Source organism: Bacillus jepli (assembly GCF_047238305.1).
Lineage (GTDB): Bacteria > Bacillota > Bacilli > Bacillales > Bacillaceae_L > Ferdinandcohnia.
Genome location: NZ_JBDFMO010000001.1, coordinates 468,380 through 483,112, shown reverse-complemented (window position 1 = coordinate 483,112; position 14,733 = coordinate 468,380). Strand labels below are relative to the sequence as shown.

The following is a 14,733-nucleotide window of genomic DNA, read 5'->3' as shown; positions in this document are numbered from 1 at the left end:
GCTTAAAATATCTGTGATACAATAAAGTTACTGGAGGGAAAAAGAAATGAAATTTTTTATCGATACAGCTAACCTAGATGATATTAAAAAAGCATACAAAATGGGTGTTTTATCTGGTGTAACAACAAACCCATCACTTGTTGTAAAAGAAGGCGTTAAATTCGAAGACCGCATTGCTGAAATCCTTCAAGCTGTGCCAGAAGTAGAAAGCGTATCTGCAGAAGTTTCTCCAGATGCTGAAACTGCTGAACAAATGATTGCAGAAGCAGAAGAGCTTCTAAAAATCAACGGTGGCGACAAAAACATCACAATCAAAGTTCCAATGACTGTGGCTGGTTTAGAAGCAACTCGTTACCTATCTAAAAAAGGCGTTAAAACAAACGTTACTCTAATTTTCACTATGAACCAAGCGTTATTAGCAGCTCGCGCTGGTGCAACATATGTATCTCCATTCTTAGGTCGTCTTGACGACATTTCTGAAGATGGTGTACAACTTGTTGAAAAAATTGCTGAGCTCTTCCGTGTTCACAACTTAGATTCTCAAATCATCGCTGCATCTGTAAGACACCCAGACCACGTTACTCGCGTAGCATTAGCTGGTGCTCACATCGCAACGATTCCATACTCTGTAATTGAGCAACTTACTAAGCACCCACTTACAGACCAAGGTTTAGAAAAGTTCGCAGCTGACTGGGTAAAAGCTGTAAAATAATTTAGATAGTCAGTTTTGAAAACCCCGATTCGCTATGGTTTGATGCGGATTGGGGTTTTTTGGTGCTTTGATGAGGATTTAAGTTTTATGAGAGGCTGCTGATTCATGGAACTGGTTATCATAGAGATGATGAAGACCTAAACGCAGCTGCAGATTCGGATAACTGGTTATCATAGAGGGAATGAAGACAAAAACGAGGCTGCAAATTCGGATAACTGGTTATCATGAAGGGAATGAAGACAAAAATGCGGTTGCAGATTCGGAGAACCGGTCATCATAGAGAGAATGAAGACCTAAACTAGGCTGCAGATTCGGAGAAGTGGTTATCATAGAGATGATGAAGACCTAAATGCAGCTGCAGATTCGGATAACTGGTTATCATAGAGAGAATGAAGACCTAAACGCAGCTGTGGATACATGGAACTGGTTATCATAGAGTGGATGAAGCCCAAAAATCGGCCGACGAAACAGAAAAACGGTCATCATCAAGTGGATGATGACCTAATCTATCGGATAGACCACACGAAAAGGTCATCAGCATAATAGAAGCCTTAACACGCGCGTGGGCTAAAAAAATCCATCATCAAAATTGATGATGGATTAACTATCATTCTATACGTATCCAGGGAAGTAATTTTTGTTTTATTCATAATAAGTCCATTGCCGCACCCCCACACTTTTAAAATTGTTTTTGAGTATCTTTTGAATTTTTCTTTTTGTGGGATTACCACCACACCACTCATAAACAACATTAGTCGTAATCTTTTGGTCCGGAAAGAGTATCATAAATTCGTGAACGGTTCTTAATACAGCGTCAGCAACCACTTCACTATACCCGCATTTTTTACATTTGCATTTTCGACCTTCAATAACGATTGAAAATGAATCGCACACTTTACAAGTAATTCCTTTATGTAGCTGCTCATAATGATAACTTGGAATCTTAGAATAAGGAGATTTTGTGATATGTAAGGAAACTAACAGATCAGCAATTCTTTTCTGTTTTTCATTTATTTTTGAGGGGGTTGTATCTAATGCCCTTAAGTAATTATTGAGCTGCGTTGGAAAAATGGCTTGTAAATTTAGGGGTGCTTGGTAAAGAGTAAAAGTAGGGTGGTTAAAAACAACTGAAGCCTCAATTGGTAGGTGACATCCGTGGGTGCGAAGAAATTGGCTTAGTAACGATTCGCTGCGATTCAATTGGAGTAAGGGATTGCTAACTTCATGCTTGGGTTTTTTATATAATTTATTCGACTCATAATAGTAGTCCCCTTCATAATATTTAACCTCATAAGTGTGGATTTTGCTATCGATCAAAATAAGGGTATCAATTTGGAATGTTGTATTATTCACCTCGAGTAACAAATCATTGAAAATTAAGCAGTCGCATTGAAGTTTTTCTGTCAAAGAGTCGAATAATAGTTCACCTTCGTAACCCTTTTTTAGATTTACATAATATTGCTTGTCCTTGTTGGATAATTCAATTCGCTTGTTTAAAATTTCAAGAGTAACTATTTCATCAGATTTGGTACGGTGTTTATAAATCATAGTCCACTTCCTTTTCTCGTATTTAAGTACATTATATTTAAAATTTAGTAGATTCAAAGCAAAAAAATTATGATTGAAACCAATCAATTCAAGGCAATATAAATCAAAGTAGTGTAATAAATGGATGGTGTTTGAGATGGTAAAGGCCTATTCGTGGCTTACTTTTTGTGTAGTCGTTTGGGGAAGTAATTTTATATTTGGAAAAATGTTAGTTTTACATTTTTCACCAACTATACTAACGATGTTAAGATTATTGTTTATTGTTCTTTTATTAGTAGGTTTATCTTCATTCAATAGACAACGGAAAATGAATAAATCGGACTTTGCTTCCGTTTTTATATTAGGGATAGTTGGTGTTTTTATAAACCACTGGTCCTTTTTTAAAGGATTGCAAACAGCTGATCCAACCACTTCTGCATTAATTTTAGCCACGACTCCCATTTTAACAGGGGTCTTAGCTGCAATTTTTTTAAAAGAAAAATTAACAATCCGTATGTTCATTGGCTCAGTTGTAGCGATTATCGGTATTTATTTTGTTGTAACAAAAGGGGCATTTACTTCCATTCATGTTGATAGAGGACTTTTATGGATAGTTTTAACCATGGTCACATTTGCGATTATGATTATTATGACAAGACGATTATCTACCAGAATGTCGCCACTTGCCATTACGTTATATTCAAATATAGTGGGTTTATTTGTATCAATTCCATTTGTATTTATATTAGACTCTCCACTAAGGATAAGCTCAAATTTTTCTGATTGGGCATTGTTAATCGTAACGGCTATTGTTGTACATGGAATTGCGAATCTGATCTGGAATAACTATATTCGCTATGTTGATGCATCGAAGGCTTCGATATTATCTAATTTGGAACCTTTTGTTGCGATGGTAATGGGATTCTTACTATTAGCAAAACCAATAACGGGTGCGGAAATAATCGGCTCCCTATTTATCGTAGGGGGTGTGATATTATCTACATATCAGCGAAGAATGTCTACATAAAAGCCTGCCCTGGGGCAGGCCATTCAAACTTTATTTCGGCACAACAAGCTCTAACCTAGTGCCTTTTCCAACCTCAGACTCCAACGTAATGCTTCCGCCAATGCTTCGGGCACGTTCTTCCATGCTGAAGAGACCGACGCCGTTTCCTTTTTCATCAGAAGTAAAGCCTTGACCGTTGTCAATCACTTCGACGACAACGTAAGACTCTTTTTCGTGAATCTTTACAACCGCGTCGGACACATTGGCGTATTTCGCGATATTCGTTAAGGCCTCTTGGACAACGCGATAAATCGTTGTTTCCTTATGAATATCAAGACGCGACTTTAATGTACATTCAAAATCTACATGAATGCCATAATGCTGGGAATAATTTTCGACATATTTTCGTAAAGCTGGCACAACACCTAAATCGTCCAGAACAGAAGGGCGAAGTTCCCAGGCTAGGCTACGAATATCCTCCATCATAAAAGAAACATCTTGCCGTAAGTGCCCAAGACGTTCATCTGGTTTTTCACTAAGCAGTTGATCGAGTTGAATTAATAACGAAAACATACTTTGTCCAATTCCATCGTGGAGTTCTCGTGAAAAACGTTTCCGTTCTTCTTCTTGGATACTGATTACCCGCGTCATCATACTTTTTAACTCTTCCTGGGTTTCCTTTAAAGCAGTGACCTCGTGACGAACAGCCAAATATTGATTGGGGCGTCACTGCATGATCGTCAACAATCAGTAGTTTAACCACAATAATCCTCCCCATTTCACAATATTCTTATTATACCATGTTAGCGAACCATTTTTTAGTTCAAGAAATTGTTATAAATAAGGGGTTTTTCCTTCAAAGATAGGGAGGTTCCCTGATATGTTTTAAATCACAGTTCTTCTACAATAAGTATAAGTTAATTGATTGAGGAGGAGTTTGTATGCAGGCAAAAGCTGCTGCCGTGCAAAAGAAGCAGTCACCGGCTTATAACAATGCATTTGCTTCAAAGTTTGCCAAGTCCATGTTTTTATCTATTCTAGGGCTGGCCATTTTAACATTTATCGGTACAAGGATGTTTACACATGTTGATTTAAACCTTTATGGCTATATGGTTGGAACGATTGTTTTTATAGGAGGCTTCTTTTATCGCTTCATTGCGTGGGGAGAAAGACCACCAACCAAGATCATCATTAAAAAAGGCATAAAACTTATATTTCGAAAATCTACCCCAAAAACATCAGTTGAGCATTTAGGTACATACAATTTCATCTGGAATAGGGGAATTTACCGATGGACTCAGCACGTTTTAATTGGTTGGGGCTGTATCCTTTCTTGCTTGGTTACATTTCCACTAGTCTTCGGTTGGATGTACTTCACAATGGATGACAATGGTTATTACAACATTATCGCGTTGGGGATGCAAATCATGACGGTACCTGCAGATGGTATCATCGCGAACCTTTCTTATAATGCGCTAAATATTACGGCAGTTATGGTAATCTCAGGAGTTTGCATGGCGCTTTACCGCCGTGTGAAAAACTTTCAAGCGAAAGCAGAACAAAAATTCATTTATGACTTGATGCCACTTTATATGCTTTTGTTCGTAAGTGTTACCGGTTTACTTTTAACCTTCATGAACATTTTCTTACATGGCGCAGGGCAGCCTGTGATGTCGATGATTCACCAATGGTCGGTCATTATGACTTTGATCTACTTACCATTTGGAAAACTGGCTCATATTCCATTCCGTCCAATGAGTGTCTTGGCGAGAAACTATCGTGAGCATTATACCGAAAAAGAACCGAAGCAATGTAAGGTTTGTGGAGGAAGCTTTGTTTCAGTAGAACAATCACAAGATGTCATCAATGTACTTGATGTGAACGATATTCATTTTAAAACAAAAGAAGGTCATCATTTAGCTGAAATGTGCCTTCCATGTCGTAGAAAATACCGGATTGCACAATTTTCCGGCTTCCCGACCCACGAGGTAAAAGTCAAGGAGGCAAATCAGAATGCAAAGGGATAAATTTTTTAAAGAAATCGAAAATGTCATTCATCCAAACGAAAAATTAATTAAAACGCATTGTAGCTATTGTGGCATGCAGTGCGGAATGAACCTGAGAGTCAATACAGCTACAAATAAAATTGTTGGAGTTGAGCCGCGTTATGACTGGCCAGTAACCGTCGGAAAAATGTGTCCGAAAGGAGTTACCGCATACCAGCAAACAAATCATAAGGACCGAATCTTAAAGCCACTCATTCGCGATGACGCCTCATTAAAAGGGACAAAAAATGGCTTTCGTGAGGCAAGTTGGGATGAGGCATACGAGTTAATCGTAAAAAACTTCACGAAGCTTCAAAAGGATTATGGAAAGGACTCATTATCCGTCTTCAGTGGCGTGTCCATGACGAACGAAAAATGTTATTTGACTGGGAAGTTTGCTCGTGTCGCTTTAGGTACTCGCTACATCGACTACAACGGACGTTTCTGTATGTCGAGTGCAGCCGGCGGATTCCTTCGTTCCTTCGGGGTTGACCGTGGATCAACACTTCCATGGACTGACATTCATGAAACCGATTGTTTATTTATTGCCGGAAGTAACACAGCAGAGTGCCATCCAACCTCCATGTTCCGTGTTTGGAACGTACAAGAACGAGGCGGATACATCATTGTTGTTGACCCGCGTGAAACACCTATCGCAAGAAGAGCGGATGTACATCTTGATTTAAAACCAGGAACTGACTTAGCATTAGCAAACGGAATTTTACATTTACTAATTAAAAATGGATATACAGATGAAGAATTTATCGCCAATCACACGAATGGCTTTGAAGAGACGAAGGAACTTGTGAAGGAATTCACACCTGAATATACGAGTCAACTCACTGGAGTGGCACCTGAAAAAATCATTCGTGCCGCAGAAATATACGGAAAAGCTCCAAATGCTGTCGTTATGTTTGCTCGTGGAATTGAGCAGCAGCATAAAGGTGTGGATAATGTATCGGGCTATACGAATATGGCGCTAGTCACAGGTAAAATTGGTCGACCAAAATCAGGTGTTGCGACATTCACAGGTCAAGGAAACGGTCAGGGTGGACGTGAGCATGGTCAAAAATCAGACCTATTACCGGGTTACCGCAAACTGACAAATCCACAACACGTAAAAGAAGTTTGCCAAGTTTGGGGAATAACACCGGAAGAAATGCCACAACCAGGTGTTTCTGCCTATGAAATGTTTGAGCTAATGGAGCAAAAAACGATTCGTGGATTATATCTTCTTTGCTCAAATCCAGCAGTCTCTGCACCAAACTTGAACTTTGTGAGAAAAGCTCTTAAAACACTAGACTTTATGGTATGTGCAGACTTTTACTTATCAGAGTCAGCAGAGTTTGCAGATGTCGTACTTCCATCTGTGACATGGTCTGAAGATGAAGGAACGGTTACAAATATCGAAGGGCGAATCATTAAAATTAATAAAGCCCAAGAACCAATTGGTGAATCAAAGCCTGACTGGCAAATGCAGGCTGAGCTTGCAGAGCGTCTTGGAAGAGGAAAATATTTTTCACACTTAAAAACAGCTAGAGATGTTGCAGATGAATTCCGCCTTGCAAGTAAGGGTGGATATGCCGATTACTACGGGGCAACATGGGATAAAATCGATAAGCAAGACGGGGTATTCTGGCCTTGCCGTGATGAAGAAGACAAGGGAACACCACATATGTTCCTCGATAAAAAATTCTATCATCCAGATGGAAAGGCTAAGATATGTGCATTGCCATACCGCCCACCGGCTGAAGAACCGGATGAAACATATCCGCTTCGCCTAACAACAGGACGTGTCGTGTACCACTATTTATCTGGTAACCAAACAAGACGGATTCCATTCTTACACGATATGTGTCCGGAACCATATGTTGAAGTTCATCCAGAAACAGCAGCAAAATACGAGATTCAGCATGAAGAACGAGTTCGCCTATTTACAAGAAGGGGTGAAAGTATTTATAAAGTAAAAATTACAGAAGCCATCCGAAAAGATACCGTGTTTGTTCCATATCATTTCGGTCACGAGGAATCTATTAATCTACTGACAATTGCAGCGCTTGATCCAATCTCAAGAATGCCAGAATTCAAGGCATGTGCTGCTCAGATTGAAAAACTAGTTGTAAAGAAGGTGCAGTAAATGCAAAAGAGGCTTTACTTAGAACTTGAAAACTGTATCGGGTGCCGCTCTTGCCTTGCGGCTTGTACGCAATGTGGTGGGCATGAACAGCGTAATAGAAACTATGTGTATGACGTTAACCCACTTGTGAATAGGCAAACCATGCCTCTTATGTGCCTTCATTGTGTAAACCCAGCATGTGCAAGAAGCTGTCCGGCACAAGCGATTCAAATCCATGAGTCAGGTGCTGTGCTATCCGCACTTGTTGAAAAATGTATTGGCTGCCAAAACTGTACAATTGCTTGTCCATATGGAATTCCAAAATTCGATGAAGAACAAAACCTAATGTACAAATGTGACCTATGTATTGATCGGTCAAAGGATGGGATTCCACCAATGTGTGCAAGTGTTTGTCCATCAAACACGATTCAATGGTTGACAGATGAAGAAATTGAAGCGAAAAAACAGAAACATAATCTCGACAACGGAAAATGGGTTACAAGCATGCCGCTTGAAGGAGAAACAAACGTAAAGATTAGTTTACCTGGTATCTTACAGGGCATTGAGAAGTTATTTTAAATATGTGTTCAAAAAGGAGGATGAAGAGGACCGAGATTTTCAAGGCGGTGCAGCTTTGAGGACCGGAGCGTTTGTAGTTAATACGTGAGGACCGGAGAAGCAAGCCAACGCAGAAAATCGATGCGTCATATTCACCGGACTTTTTGAACTTCCCCTAAGGAGTGATGGGAATGCCGTCTGATAAAAATAATAAGATCCCTTTTAATGAGGATAATTACACGCATAATATTAACCGCAATAATGAACGAAGCCTTGACCGCCGTGGTTTCATGAAGACATTGGTTGGAGCTGCTGGAGTGTTTGCGATTTCGTCGTTGCCATGGGGGGCTGTGGCCGCAAAGGAATTAATGGGACTTGGTGATAAAGAATACACCCATAAAAAAATTATTGATGTGAATAAATTGGCAGTTGGGGATTCAACAAATTTTACCTTCCCCGGCGACCATGATGATGCGATTTTAATTAGGCTTTCTGATACTAAATATGTAGCTTATCAAAATGCCTGCACCCATCTTCGCTGCCCGGTATTTTGGGTGAAGGAGGAAGGACAAATGGTTTGTCCTTGTCACCATGGCTTCTTTGATGCCGAAACTGGCGCACCAACTGCTGGTCCTCCGCGACGTCCATTACCGGAAATTCAAGTGAAGGTGGAGAACGGTGCAGTCTATGCAGTGAGGGTGAAACGTTATGAAGCGTAGTTACCTAGGCGTCCTGGTCCTATCTGTCATCTTGTTTTTGAATATCATTTTTACACAAAAAATGGTTCACCAATATTTTTACGAAAATTATGTAAATACGCTCATCTTTTGCGGCCTAAACATCGTGTTGTTCCCGGTCGCATGGGTTGTCTATAAAAAGTTGAAAAAGGCGTGACAAACATGAACAGCGAAACCTATCTTGATTTTTGTTTTATTAGAGAGGCAACCGGAAATTTTACAGATGAAATCAATGAACTTTTAACAAAACTTTTTAAAGGTATACGGTTGAATTGGTATTTGGAAGAAAAGACCGAAGAGGGCATTGAGATTGTGATTGCTGAGGTGAAGGGCATGAGCAGATGGCAATCAGAGGAGGAAGTTACTGAGTACATCGAAACGCATGCCGAGGAAGCCTTTTGGTCTTATCTCCAAGGCTATAAAATGTTTATCTATCCTGCAAAGAAGGGGTGCAGCAGCTGTGGAGTTAACTGAAATCAAATATTTAGAAACGTTTATCTCGGAAGAAATGGAAGTCTCCATTTTGGATGAAGACGGGGATGACAAAGCCCCGTTTGTGAAAAAGGAAATAGTTAAAACGGAGCTTTGTCCTGATGGAACCCACCTTCGAATTTATTTTGACCGACTCCAGTTTTTTGCTGTGCCGTTAACAGCTGAGGTAGCCATAAGCGATGACTTATGGTCAGCCTTTGATCAGCAAGCGGGACTAACCTATGTCGTTAAAAAAGGAAGTGATCATAATGGTTAAAAAAATTCAACTTCCCTTACAAACTTTAAACCTGATCGTTGGTTTTATGGTCTGGGTACTTATTTCATCCCTTTTACCGTTTATGAAAGAGGATATTGCAATCCCAGCGAATCAATTAGCATTGGTGACTGCAATTCCGGTAATCCTTGGTTCAATTCTGCGAGTTCCACTTGGATACTACGCGAACCAATTTGGTGCAAGAAAGATCTTTTTACTTAGTTTTGTTCTATTATTGTTTCCAGTTTACTATATTAGTATAGCGAATTCGGTAACTGACCTATTAATCGGGGGACTCTTCCTTGGGATTGGGGGAGCAGTGTTCTCAGTAGGTGTAACATCCCTACCAAAGTATTATCCGAAGGAAAAACACGGATTTGTTAACGGAATCTACGGTGCAGGGAACCTTGGAACCGCGATTTCCACGTTTGCAGCACCTGTAATTGCGACCAAAATTGGTTGGTCATTAACCGTTCAACTTTATTTAATCATTCTAGCAGTCTTTATTTTGGCAAACTTTTTATTAGGAGATAAAAAGGAAGTAAAGGTTCAAACTCCATTGATGGAACAAATCAAGGGTGTCTATAAAAATGAAAAACTATGGCTTTTAAGCTTATTCTATTTTCTTACATTCGGGTCTTTTGTGGCTTTTACCGTGTATTTACCCAACTTTTTAGTGGAGAATTTCAGTTTAGATAAAATCGATGCAGGTCTAAGAACAGCAGGTTTTATCGTGCTTGCGACTATCATGCGACCAATCGGTGGTTGGCTTGCCGACCGTTTCCATTCTCTAATACTATTAATGTTTGTGTTCGGATGCTATACCGTATCTGCTATGATTTTGTCATTTGCTCCATCAATCGGCTGGTACACGGTCGGATGCTTAACGATTGCTTTCTGTGCGGGAATCGGAAATGGAGTTATTTTTAAATTGGTGCCAATGTATTTCCAAAAGCAAGCGGGAATTGTGAATGGTATTGTTTCTGCAATCGGTGGACTAGGAGGATTTTTCCCGCCTATTCTCTTGGGAATTCTCTACCATGTAAATGGACATTACGCAATTGGATTTATGGCCTTATCTGAGGTGGCATTAGCAAGTTTAATTCTTGTGATATGGATGTACTATAATGGACGAATGGAGCTTGCAAAACAGATCATCGATCATACGGCTGAAGGAATCATGGTTACCGATTTGCATGGAAAAATCATTTCTGTAAATCCAGCTTTCACGACGATTACAGGTTTTTCTGAAGAGGAAATTATCGGGAAAACGCCAAACATCTTAAAATCAGGTAAACAAACAAAGGAATTTTATCAAGAGCTCTGGAAGAGGATTGAAACAGAAGGCTTCTGGCAAGGGCAAATTTGGAATAAACGCAAAGACGGCTCAAACTATTTACAATGGCTAACAATTAGCGCAATTAAAAATGACTCCGGGGATATCGTACAATACGCGGGTATGCTTAGTGATATGACCGGAAAACGAATTAAAGAAGGCTAAAATCAAATACGCCTTGGCGTATTTGCGCCCGATTTTTTAGGCCCACACGAGGTGGGTCACAAAGACGTTGCCACAGGATGTGGCGTACTTAGTCTTTGATCTTAAGCTCGAAAAATTTCCTTTGAAAAATCGTGGCATCCGCCGGAGGCTTTAACTTTATTCAGTCCAAGTATGAACCTCTACTTTTAGCTTTTTGTGCTTTTTCATGTTTTTCTGCTATAAAAGTAAGGAACTTCCACTGAATAAAGTTAAAAAAAATGAATCCTTTCGTGGGATTCATTTTTTTATTGCTGCAATTTCATCTGCTACCCTTTTTAAGTGCTCTACTTGTTCTGTTGTGTATTTTACTTCAGTGCGTGAGCCGATTAGAAGGACTGCTCCAACCTTGCCATTCATATGGATGGGGACAGCGACAGCTGATACTAGGTTTTCAGCAAGCATGATTGGGTATTGAAGTCGAGTACGCTGTCGGTCAGGAGTATCAATATCCAAAATCATGGTTGTACCGAAACGGACAACAGAGCCTGATAACCCTTTGCCAGGTCGAATCACCATGTTTTTAAAGCGGTTATTTGTATAACCATGTGCATATTCCCAGCGGATTGTCTGATTCCCTTGATCAACATGTGCAATCGCAGAGAAATCACTTGAGGTGTTCATACACAAATCATGAAGTTTTTGTTCAATTTCCACTTGTATCGCTTCCATGAGAATCTCTCCTCGACTACTGATGGTGATTTCTTTATATCAACGAAAAATATATTTAGTCCTCCTATCTATTGTAAATCTTTTTAATGTCTTTGTATCTCAGGGAATTCCCTTAACTTTATTGCTTTAAAAGATGATATTTAGACCTGTTTTAAGGGAATTTCCTATGTAGGTGCTTGACTAGGGGAAAATCACTGAAGATTAAATAGGGGAATTTGGAAGAAAAGTTCAGGACTTCCCCCGATACCTTGTTATAACTATTAGCCGTATGATTATAGTATAAAGTCATGGCGGGGGGATTCAAAATGGCAATGATTATTCGGGAATTAAATAACGAGATTCCTCACATAGAGTCAGTTAATGAAAGCATCGACCAATTTCTATCTGAACAAAACTTAAATAAATTAAAGAGCATAATGCGTATTCGAAATGTAGCGGCAGGAACTCACCTTTTTTGGGAAGGTGAAGAAGCAGAAAAAATGTACTATATCATCTCGGGAAGAGTGAAGCTTCGTGCATCCTCAGAACGCGGAAAGGACTTCTTATTATCGATAAAAGAAAAAGGAAGTCTAATTGGTGAATTTGGTGGTTTTACTGAAAAGCTATACTACAATTACCGTGCTGATGTAGAAGAGGAAACGGAAATTGGCATTATCCATATGAGTGATTTGAAAAAATTATTATACCAATTCGGCAATTTTGCAGTTGAATTCATGAGCTGGATAGGCTGGACACAGCGCATTATGCAAAACAAATTGTACGATTTCCTATTCCTTGATAAACAAGGTGCACTGGCAGCGACATTAATCAAATTAACCACAATACATGGTGTCAAATGCAAAGATGGGATCCTGATTGCAATCGAGTTAACAAACAAGGACTTAGGTGATTTCATCGGTACCACTCGTGAAAGCGTTAATCGTCTCTTAAATGGCTGGAAGCGGGAAGGGATTGTTGAAATGTATGACCATAAAATAGTCATTTACCGCATGGACCGGCTATATGAACTTAGCGAGTACTCTGGTGGTGTTCAATAGGAACACAGGTAGGGACACAGGGACAGGTTCCGCGTCCCATATTTAAAGAAGGTGACCAATATGAGGTCACCTTCTTTGTGTTTAATTAGAGAACAAACACATTATATTCTTTTTAAAGAACAATTTTGAGAGAAATAGAGTAAAAAAGAGATTTAAAGAGAAAAATGGTCATTATATAGAACGAATGACCGATTTCAAGTGTTTTCAATATAGGTTGTTCGATATATGATAAAACTAGTTTATTATAAAGAACGAATGGGAATTTAGGAGGAAAAGAAAATGAAGAAAAGTTTTAGGTACCATTGCAAATAGCTTTTTTACTAGTGGGCTTTGGTTGTATTCAATGTTAGAATTGAGGTGTTTTCGTGAGGATTTTTTCATTAGTAGAAAACGAAAGAATGATTGAAATAGTTGAATCAAGTTTGGAAGATAGTGAGTTTCAAGTGGAATGGTTAGCGCACGAGGCAAAGCTTTACGAAAAGCTACGAATGTACAAGGAGTCCCTTGTCTTTTTGCCGGAATCCTATTTGTACAATATTTATGAAGTGGGCTCCTTTATTACGAGGCATCTCCCAGAAAGTAAGGTCGTGCTAGTCCTAAACTCCGAAGACGAGTTTGACCCGGATCAAGCAGGAAAGCATGACGTGTTATTCCTTGAATCTGACCCTGATGACCTTCAGCATAGCATACTCTCACTCATATACACATTTAAAGAAAATCTGAAAACGAATGTTTATAAGTAAAATATATGCGCATGGCTTGGGCAATCAATCCCTGAATCCATGCGCTTGTTTTATTTAAATCACTGCTTTTATTCGTGTTTTCGACTTTGTGTTTTTTTGCCAAAGAATTGTAATGAATAACGTGACCATAAGAAGTAAAAGACCTAGAACAAATGGATAAATGATCTGGACGTCATATAATAATCCACCAAGTGTTGGCCCTAATATATTTCCAATGCTCATGTATGCATTGTTCATTCCCATCGCAAATCCTTGTTCGTTACCTGCAAGCTTAGAAATCAAGGTATTTAACACTGGACGTAGGATAGAAGTCGCAAGGAAGATGAGCAACGAAATGCCAAAAAAGAGTTCAAAACTGTTCGCAAATAATGAAAGAAGGAAGCCGAAAGCAGCTACAGTAATAAAAATGTTTAAGATTTTTCCTTCTCCAAAGCGAGTGACCATACGATCCACTACAAATAATTGAACAATTACACTAACAAGCCCTGTGGATGTAACCATTAATGCGATGTCCTGTGGGGTTGCGTTGTATTGGTTATCAACAAACAGACCAATAACTGATTCAAATGCCATCAAACCGAAGCTCATGACAAGTGTGATAATCAATGGAATGAAAAATGGCATCCGTACGGAGCGTACAAGCTTTTTTGCCATGGTTTCATCATCAACTGGCATGAAACCTTCTACCTTTTGTTGGCTTTCCTTTAGGACTGCAAAAGAGAAAATAACCGACACTAGCGAAACCAATGCGGAGATTAAAAACGGAAATTTTATCCCATAGTCTGCTAAGAATCCACCAATTCCAGGTCCCACAACAATTCCAAGTGACATAGCAGCTGATATATAACTATTCCCTTTTGCACGTTGTTCCATTGTTGTAATATCAGCTACATAGGCAAATATAGCTGGAATGAGAAGGGCTGCACCGATTCCACCAACAATTCGAGATGCATACAAGAGCCATATCGAATCCACAAAATAAAAAATAAACATGGAAAGTGTTAAACCTGTTAGTCCGTAGATTATCATTTTTCTACGGCCATATTGGTCCGTCCACTTTCCAGCGATTGGTGAAAAAATAAATTGTGCTCCTGCAAAAATGGCAATCATAAGGCCAGCTGCTTTTCCTCCCTCATTAATCGATTCAAGATAAGCAGGTAAAATGGGAATAATAATTCCAAAACTCCCGATTGCGATAAACATATTGATCATTAAAATGATCATTTTTTTTCGTTGATCCGCCGTCATCGATCCACCTCTTTTTATTTATGATAAAGTCATTACATTTCTAATCTATT

Annotated in this window: 14 protein-coding genes and 1 pseudogene; 11 read left to right on the top strand and 4 right to left on the bottom strand. The window is 39.2% G+C overall.

Annotation, left to right across the window (positions count from 1 at the left end):
- Positions 1–46 precede the first annotated feature (46 nt).
- A complete protein-coding gene (gene fsa / locus ABC371_RS02345) occupies positions 47–712 on the top strand; it encodes a fructose-6-phosphate aldolase (protein ID WP_412895399.1) in 666 nt (221 codons plus the stop codon).
- Between the two features lie 642 nt (positions 713–1,354).
- On the opposite strand, the gene ABC371_RS02340 is transcribed toward fsa, so the two are convergent.
- Positions 1,355–2,260, bottom strand: coding sequence for a nuclease-related domain-containing protein (locus tag ABC371_RS02340; protein ID WP_412895398.1), 906 nt, complete (start codon positions 2,258–2,260; stop codon positions 1,355–1,357).
- Between the two features lie 136 nt (positions 2,261–2,396).
- Between ABC371_RS02340 and ABC371_RS02335 the strand changes: the two genes are divergently transcribed.
- Positions 2,397–3,266: a DMT family transporter gene (locus ABC371_RS02335; protein WP_412895397.1), complete on the top strand. Its 870-nt coding sequence runs from the start codon at positions 2,397–2,399 to the stop codon at positions 3,264–3,266.
- A gap of 30 nt (positions 3,267–3,296) precedes the next feature.
- Here ABC371_RS02335 and ABC371_RS02330 read toward each other — a convergent pair.
- Positions 3,297–3,971, bottom strand: a pseudogene (locus ABC371_RS02330) (sensor histidine kinase); the annotation flags it as partial.
- A 215-nt stretch (positions 3,972–4,186) separates the two neighbouring features.
- Between ABC371_RS02330 and ABC371_RS02325 the strand changes: the two are divergent.
- The 7 genes from ABC371_RS02325 to ABC371_RS02295 all read left to right on the top strand — a co-directional run bounded on the left by ABC371_RS02325 (position 4,187) and on the right by ABC371_RS02295 (position 10,947).
- On the top strand, positions 4,187–5,272 hold the full coding sequence (locus tag ABC371_RS02325) for a hypothetical protein (protein WP_412895396.1): 1,086 nt from the start codon (positions 4,187–4,189) through the stop codon (positions 5,270–5,272).
- Positions 5,259–7,427 carry a molybdopterin oxidoreductase family protein gene (locus ABC371_RS02320; protein WP_412895395.1) on the top strand — a complete coding sequence of 723 codons (2,169 nt, stop codon included), beginning with the start codon at positions 5,259–5,261 and terminating at the stop codon, positions 7,425–7,427. Before ABC371_RS02325 ends, ABC371_RS02320 begins: the two co-directional genes overlap by 14 nt.
- Entirely contained in the window at positions 7,428–7,985 is a 558-nt protein-coding gene (locus ABC371_RS02315; RefSeq protein ID WP_116353515.1) for a 4Fe-4S dicluster domain-containing protein, read from the top strand. It abuts the gene before it with no gap.
- A 170-nt stretch (positions 7,986–8,155) separates the two neighbouring features.
- Positions 8,156–8,683 carry a Rieske (2Fe-2S) protein gene (locus tag ABC371_RS02310; protein WP_412895394.1) on the top strand — a complete coding sequence of 176 codons (528 nt, stop codon included), beginning with the start codon at positions 8,156–8,158 and terminating at the stop codon, positions 8,681–8,683.
- Positions 8,684–8,863: 180 nt separating this feature from the next.
- Entirely contained in the window at positions 8,864–9,175 is a 312-nt protein-coding gene (locus ABC371_RS02305) for a hypothetical protein (RefSeq protein ID WP_412895393.1), read from the top strand.
- Positions 9,162–9,449, top strand: a complete 288-nt coding sequence (locus ABC371_RS02300; protein WP_412895392.1) for a hypothetical protein — start codon at positions 9,162–9,164, stop codon at positions 9,447–9,449. Before ABC371_RS02305 ends, ABC371_RS02300 begins: the two co-directional genes overlap by 14 nt.
- Complete coding sequence (locus ABC371_RS02295; RefSeq protein ID WP_412895391.1) at positions 9,442–10,947, top strand: nitrate/nitrite transporter; 1,506 nt, start codon at positions 9,442–9,444, stop codon at positions 10,945–10,947. The genes ABC371_RS02300 and ABC371_RS02295 overlap by 8 nt, the downstream gene beginning before the upstream one ends.
- 276 nt (positions 10,948–11,223) lie before the next feature.
- On the opposite strand, the gene ABC371_RS02290 is transcribed toward ABC371_RS02295, so the two are convergent.
- Positions 11,224–11,655: a GAF domain-containing protein gene (locus ABC371_RS02290; protein ID WP_412895390.1), complete on the bottom strand. Its 432-nt coding sequence runs from the start codon at positions 11,653–11,655 to the stop codon at positions 11,224–11,226.
- Between the two features lie 305 nt (positions 11,656–11,960).
- Between ABC371_RS02290 and ABC371_RS02285 the strand changes: the two genes are divergently transcribed.
- On the top strand, positions 11,961–12,692 hold the full coding sequence (locus ABC371_RS02285) for a Crp/Fnr family transcriptional regulator (RefSeq protein ID WP_412895389.1): 732 nt from the start codon (positions 11,961–11,963) through the stop codon (positions 12,690–12,692).
- Positions 12,693–13,057: 365 nt separating this feature from the next.
- Entirely contained in the window at positions 13,058–13,435 is a 378-nt protein-coding gene (locus ABC371_RS02280; protein WP_412895388.1) for a hypothetical protein, read from the top strand.
- A gap of 54 nt (positions 13,436–13,489) precedes the next feature.
- Here ABC371_RS02280 and ABC371_RS02275 read toward each other — a convergent pair whose 3' ends face one another.
- On the bottom strand, positions 13,490–14,683 hold the full coding sequence (locus tag ABC371_RS02275; protein WP_412895387.1) for an MFS transporter: 1,194 nt from the start codon (positions 14,681–14,683) through the stop codon (positions 13,490–13,492).
- Positions 14,684–14,733 lie beyond the last annotated feature (50 nt).

What these genes read in the sequence shown, in the direction of transcription:
- fsa (WP_412895399.1), top strand. Translation starts at nt 47, where the DNA reads ATGAAATTTTTTATCGATACAGCTAACCTAGATGATATTAAAAAAGCA.
- ABC371_RS02325 (WP_412895396.1), top strand. Translation starts at nt 4,187, where the DNA reads ATGCAGGCAAAAGCTGCTGCCGTGCAAAAGAAGCAGTCACCGGCTTAT.
- ABC371_RS02320 (WP_412895395.1), top strand. Translation starts at nt 5,259, where the DNA reads ATGCAAAGGGATAAATTTTTTAAAGAAATCGAAAATGTCATTCATCCA.
- ABC371_RS02275 (WP_412895387.1), bottom strand. Translation starts at nt 14,683, where the DNA reads ATGACGGCGGATCAACGAAAAAAAATGATCATTTTAATGATCAATATG.
- ABC371_RS02290 (WP_412895390.1), bottom strand. Translation starts at nt 11,655, where the DNA reads ATGGAAGCGATACAAGTGGAAATTGAACAAAAACTTCATGATTTGTGT.
- ABC371_RS02335 (WP_412895397.1), top strand. Translation starts at nt 2,397, where the DNA reads ATGGTAAAGGCCTATTCGTGGCTTACTTTTTGTGTAGTCGTTTGGGGA.
- ABC371_RS02310 (WP_412895394.1), top strand. Translation starts at nt 8,156, where the DNA reads ATGCCGTCTGATAAAAATAATAAGATCCCTTTTAATGAGGATAATTAC.
- ABC371_RS02295 (WP_412895391.1), top strand. Translation starts at nt 9,442, where the DNA reads ATGGTTAAAAAAATTCAACTTCCCTTACAAACTTTAAACCTGATCGTT.
- ABC371_RS02340 (WP_412895398.1), bottom strand. Translation starts at nt 2,260, where the DNA reads ATGATTTATAAACACCGTACCAAATCTGATGAAATAGTTACTCTTGAA.
- ABC371_RS02315 (WP_116353515.1), top strand. Translation starts at nt 7,428, where the DNA reads ATGCAAAAGAGGCTTTACTTAGAACTTGAAAACTGTATCGGGTGCCGC.
- ABC371_RS02285 (WP_412895389.1), top strand. Translation starts at nt 11,961, where the DNA reads ATGGCAATGATTATTCGGGAATTAAATAACGAGATTCCTCACATAGAG.
- ABC371_RS02305 (WP_412895393.1), top strand. Translation starts at nt 8,864, where the DNA reads ATGAACAGCGAAACCTATCTTGATTTTTGTTTTATTAGAGAGGCAACC.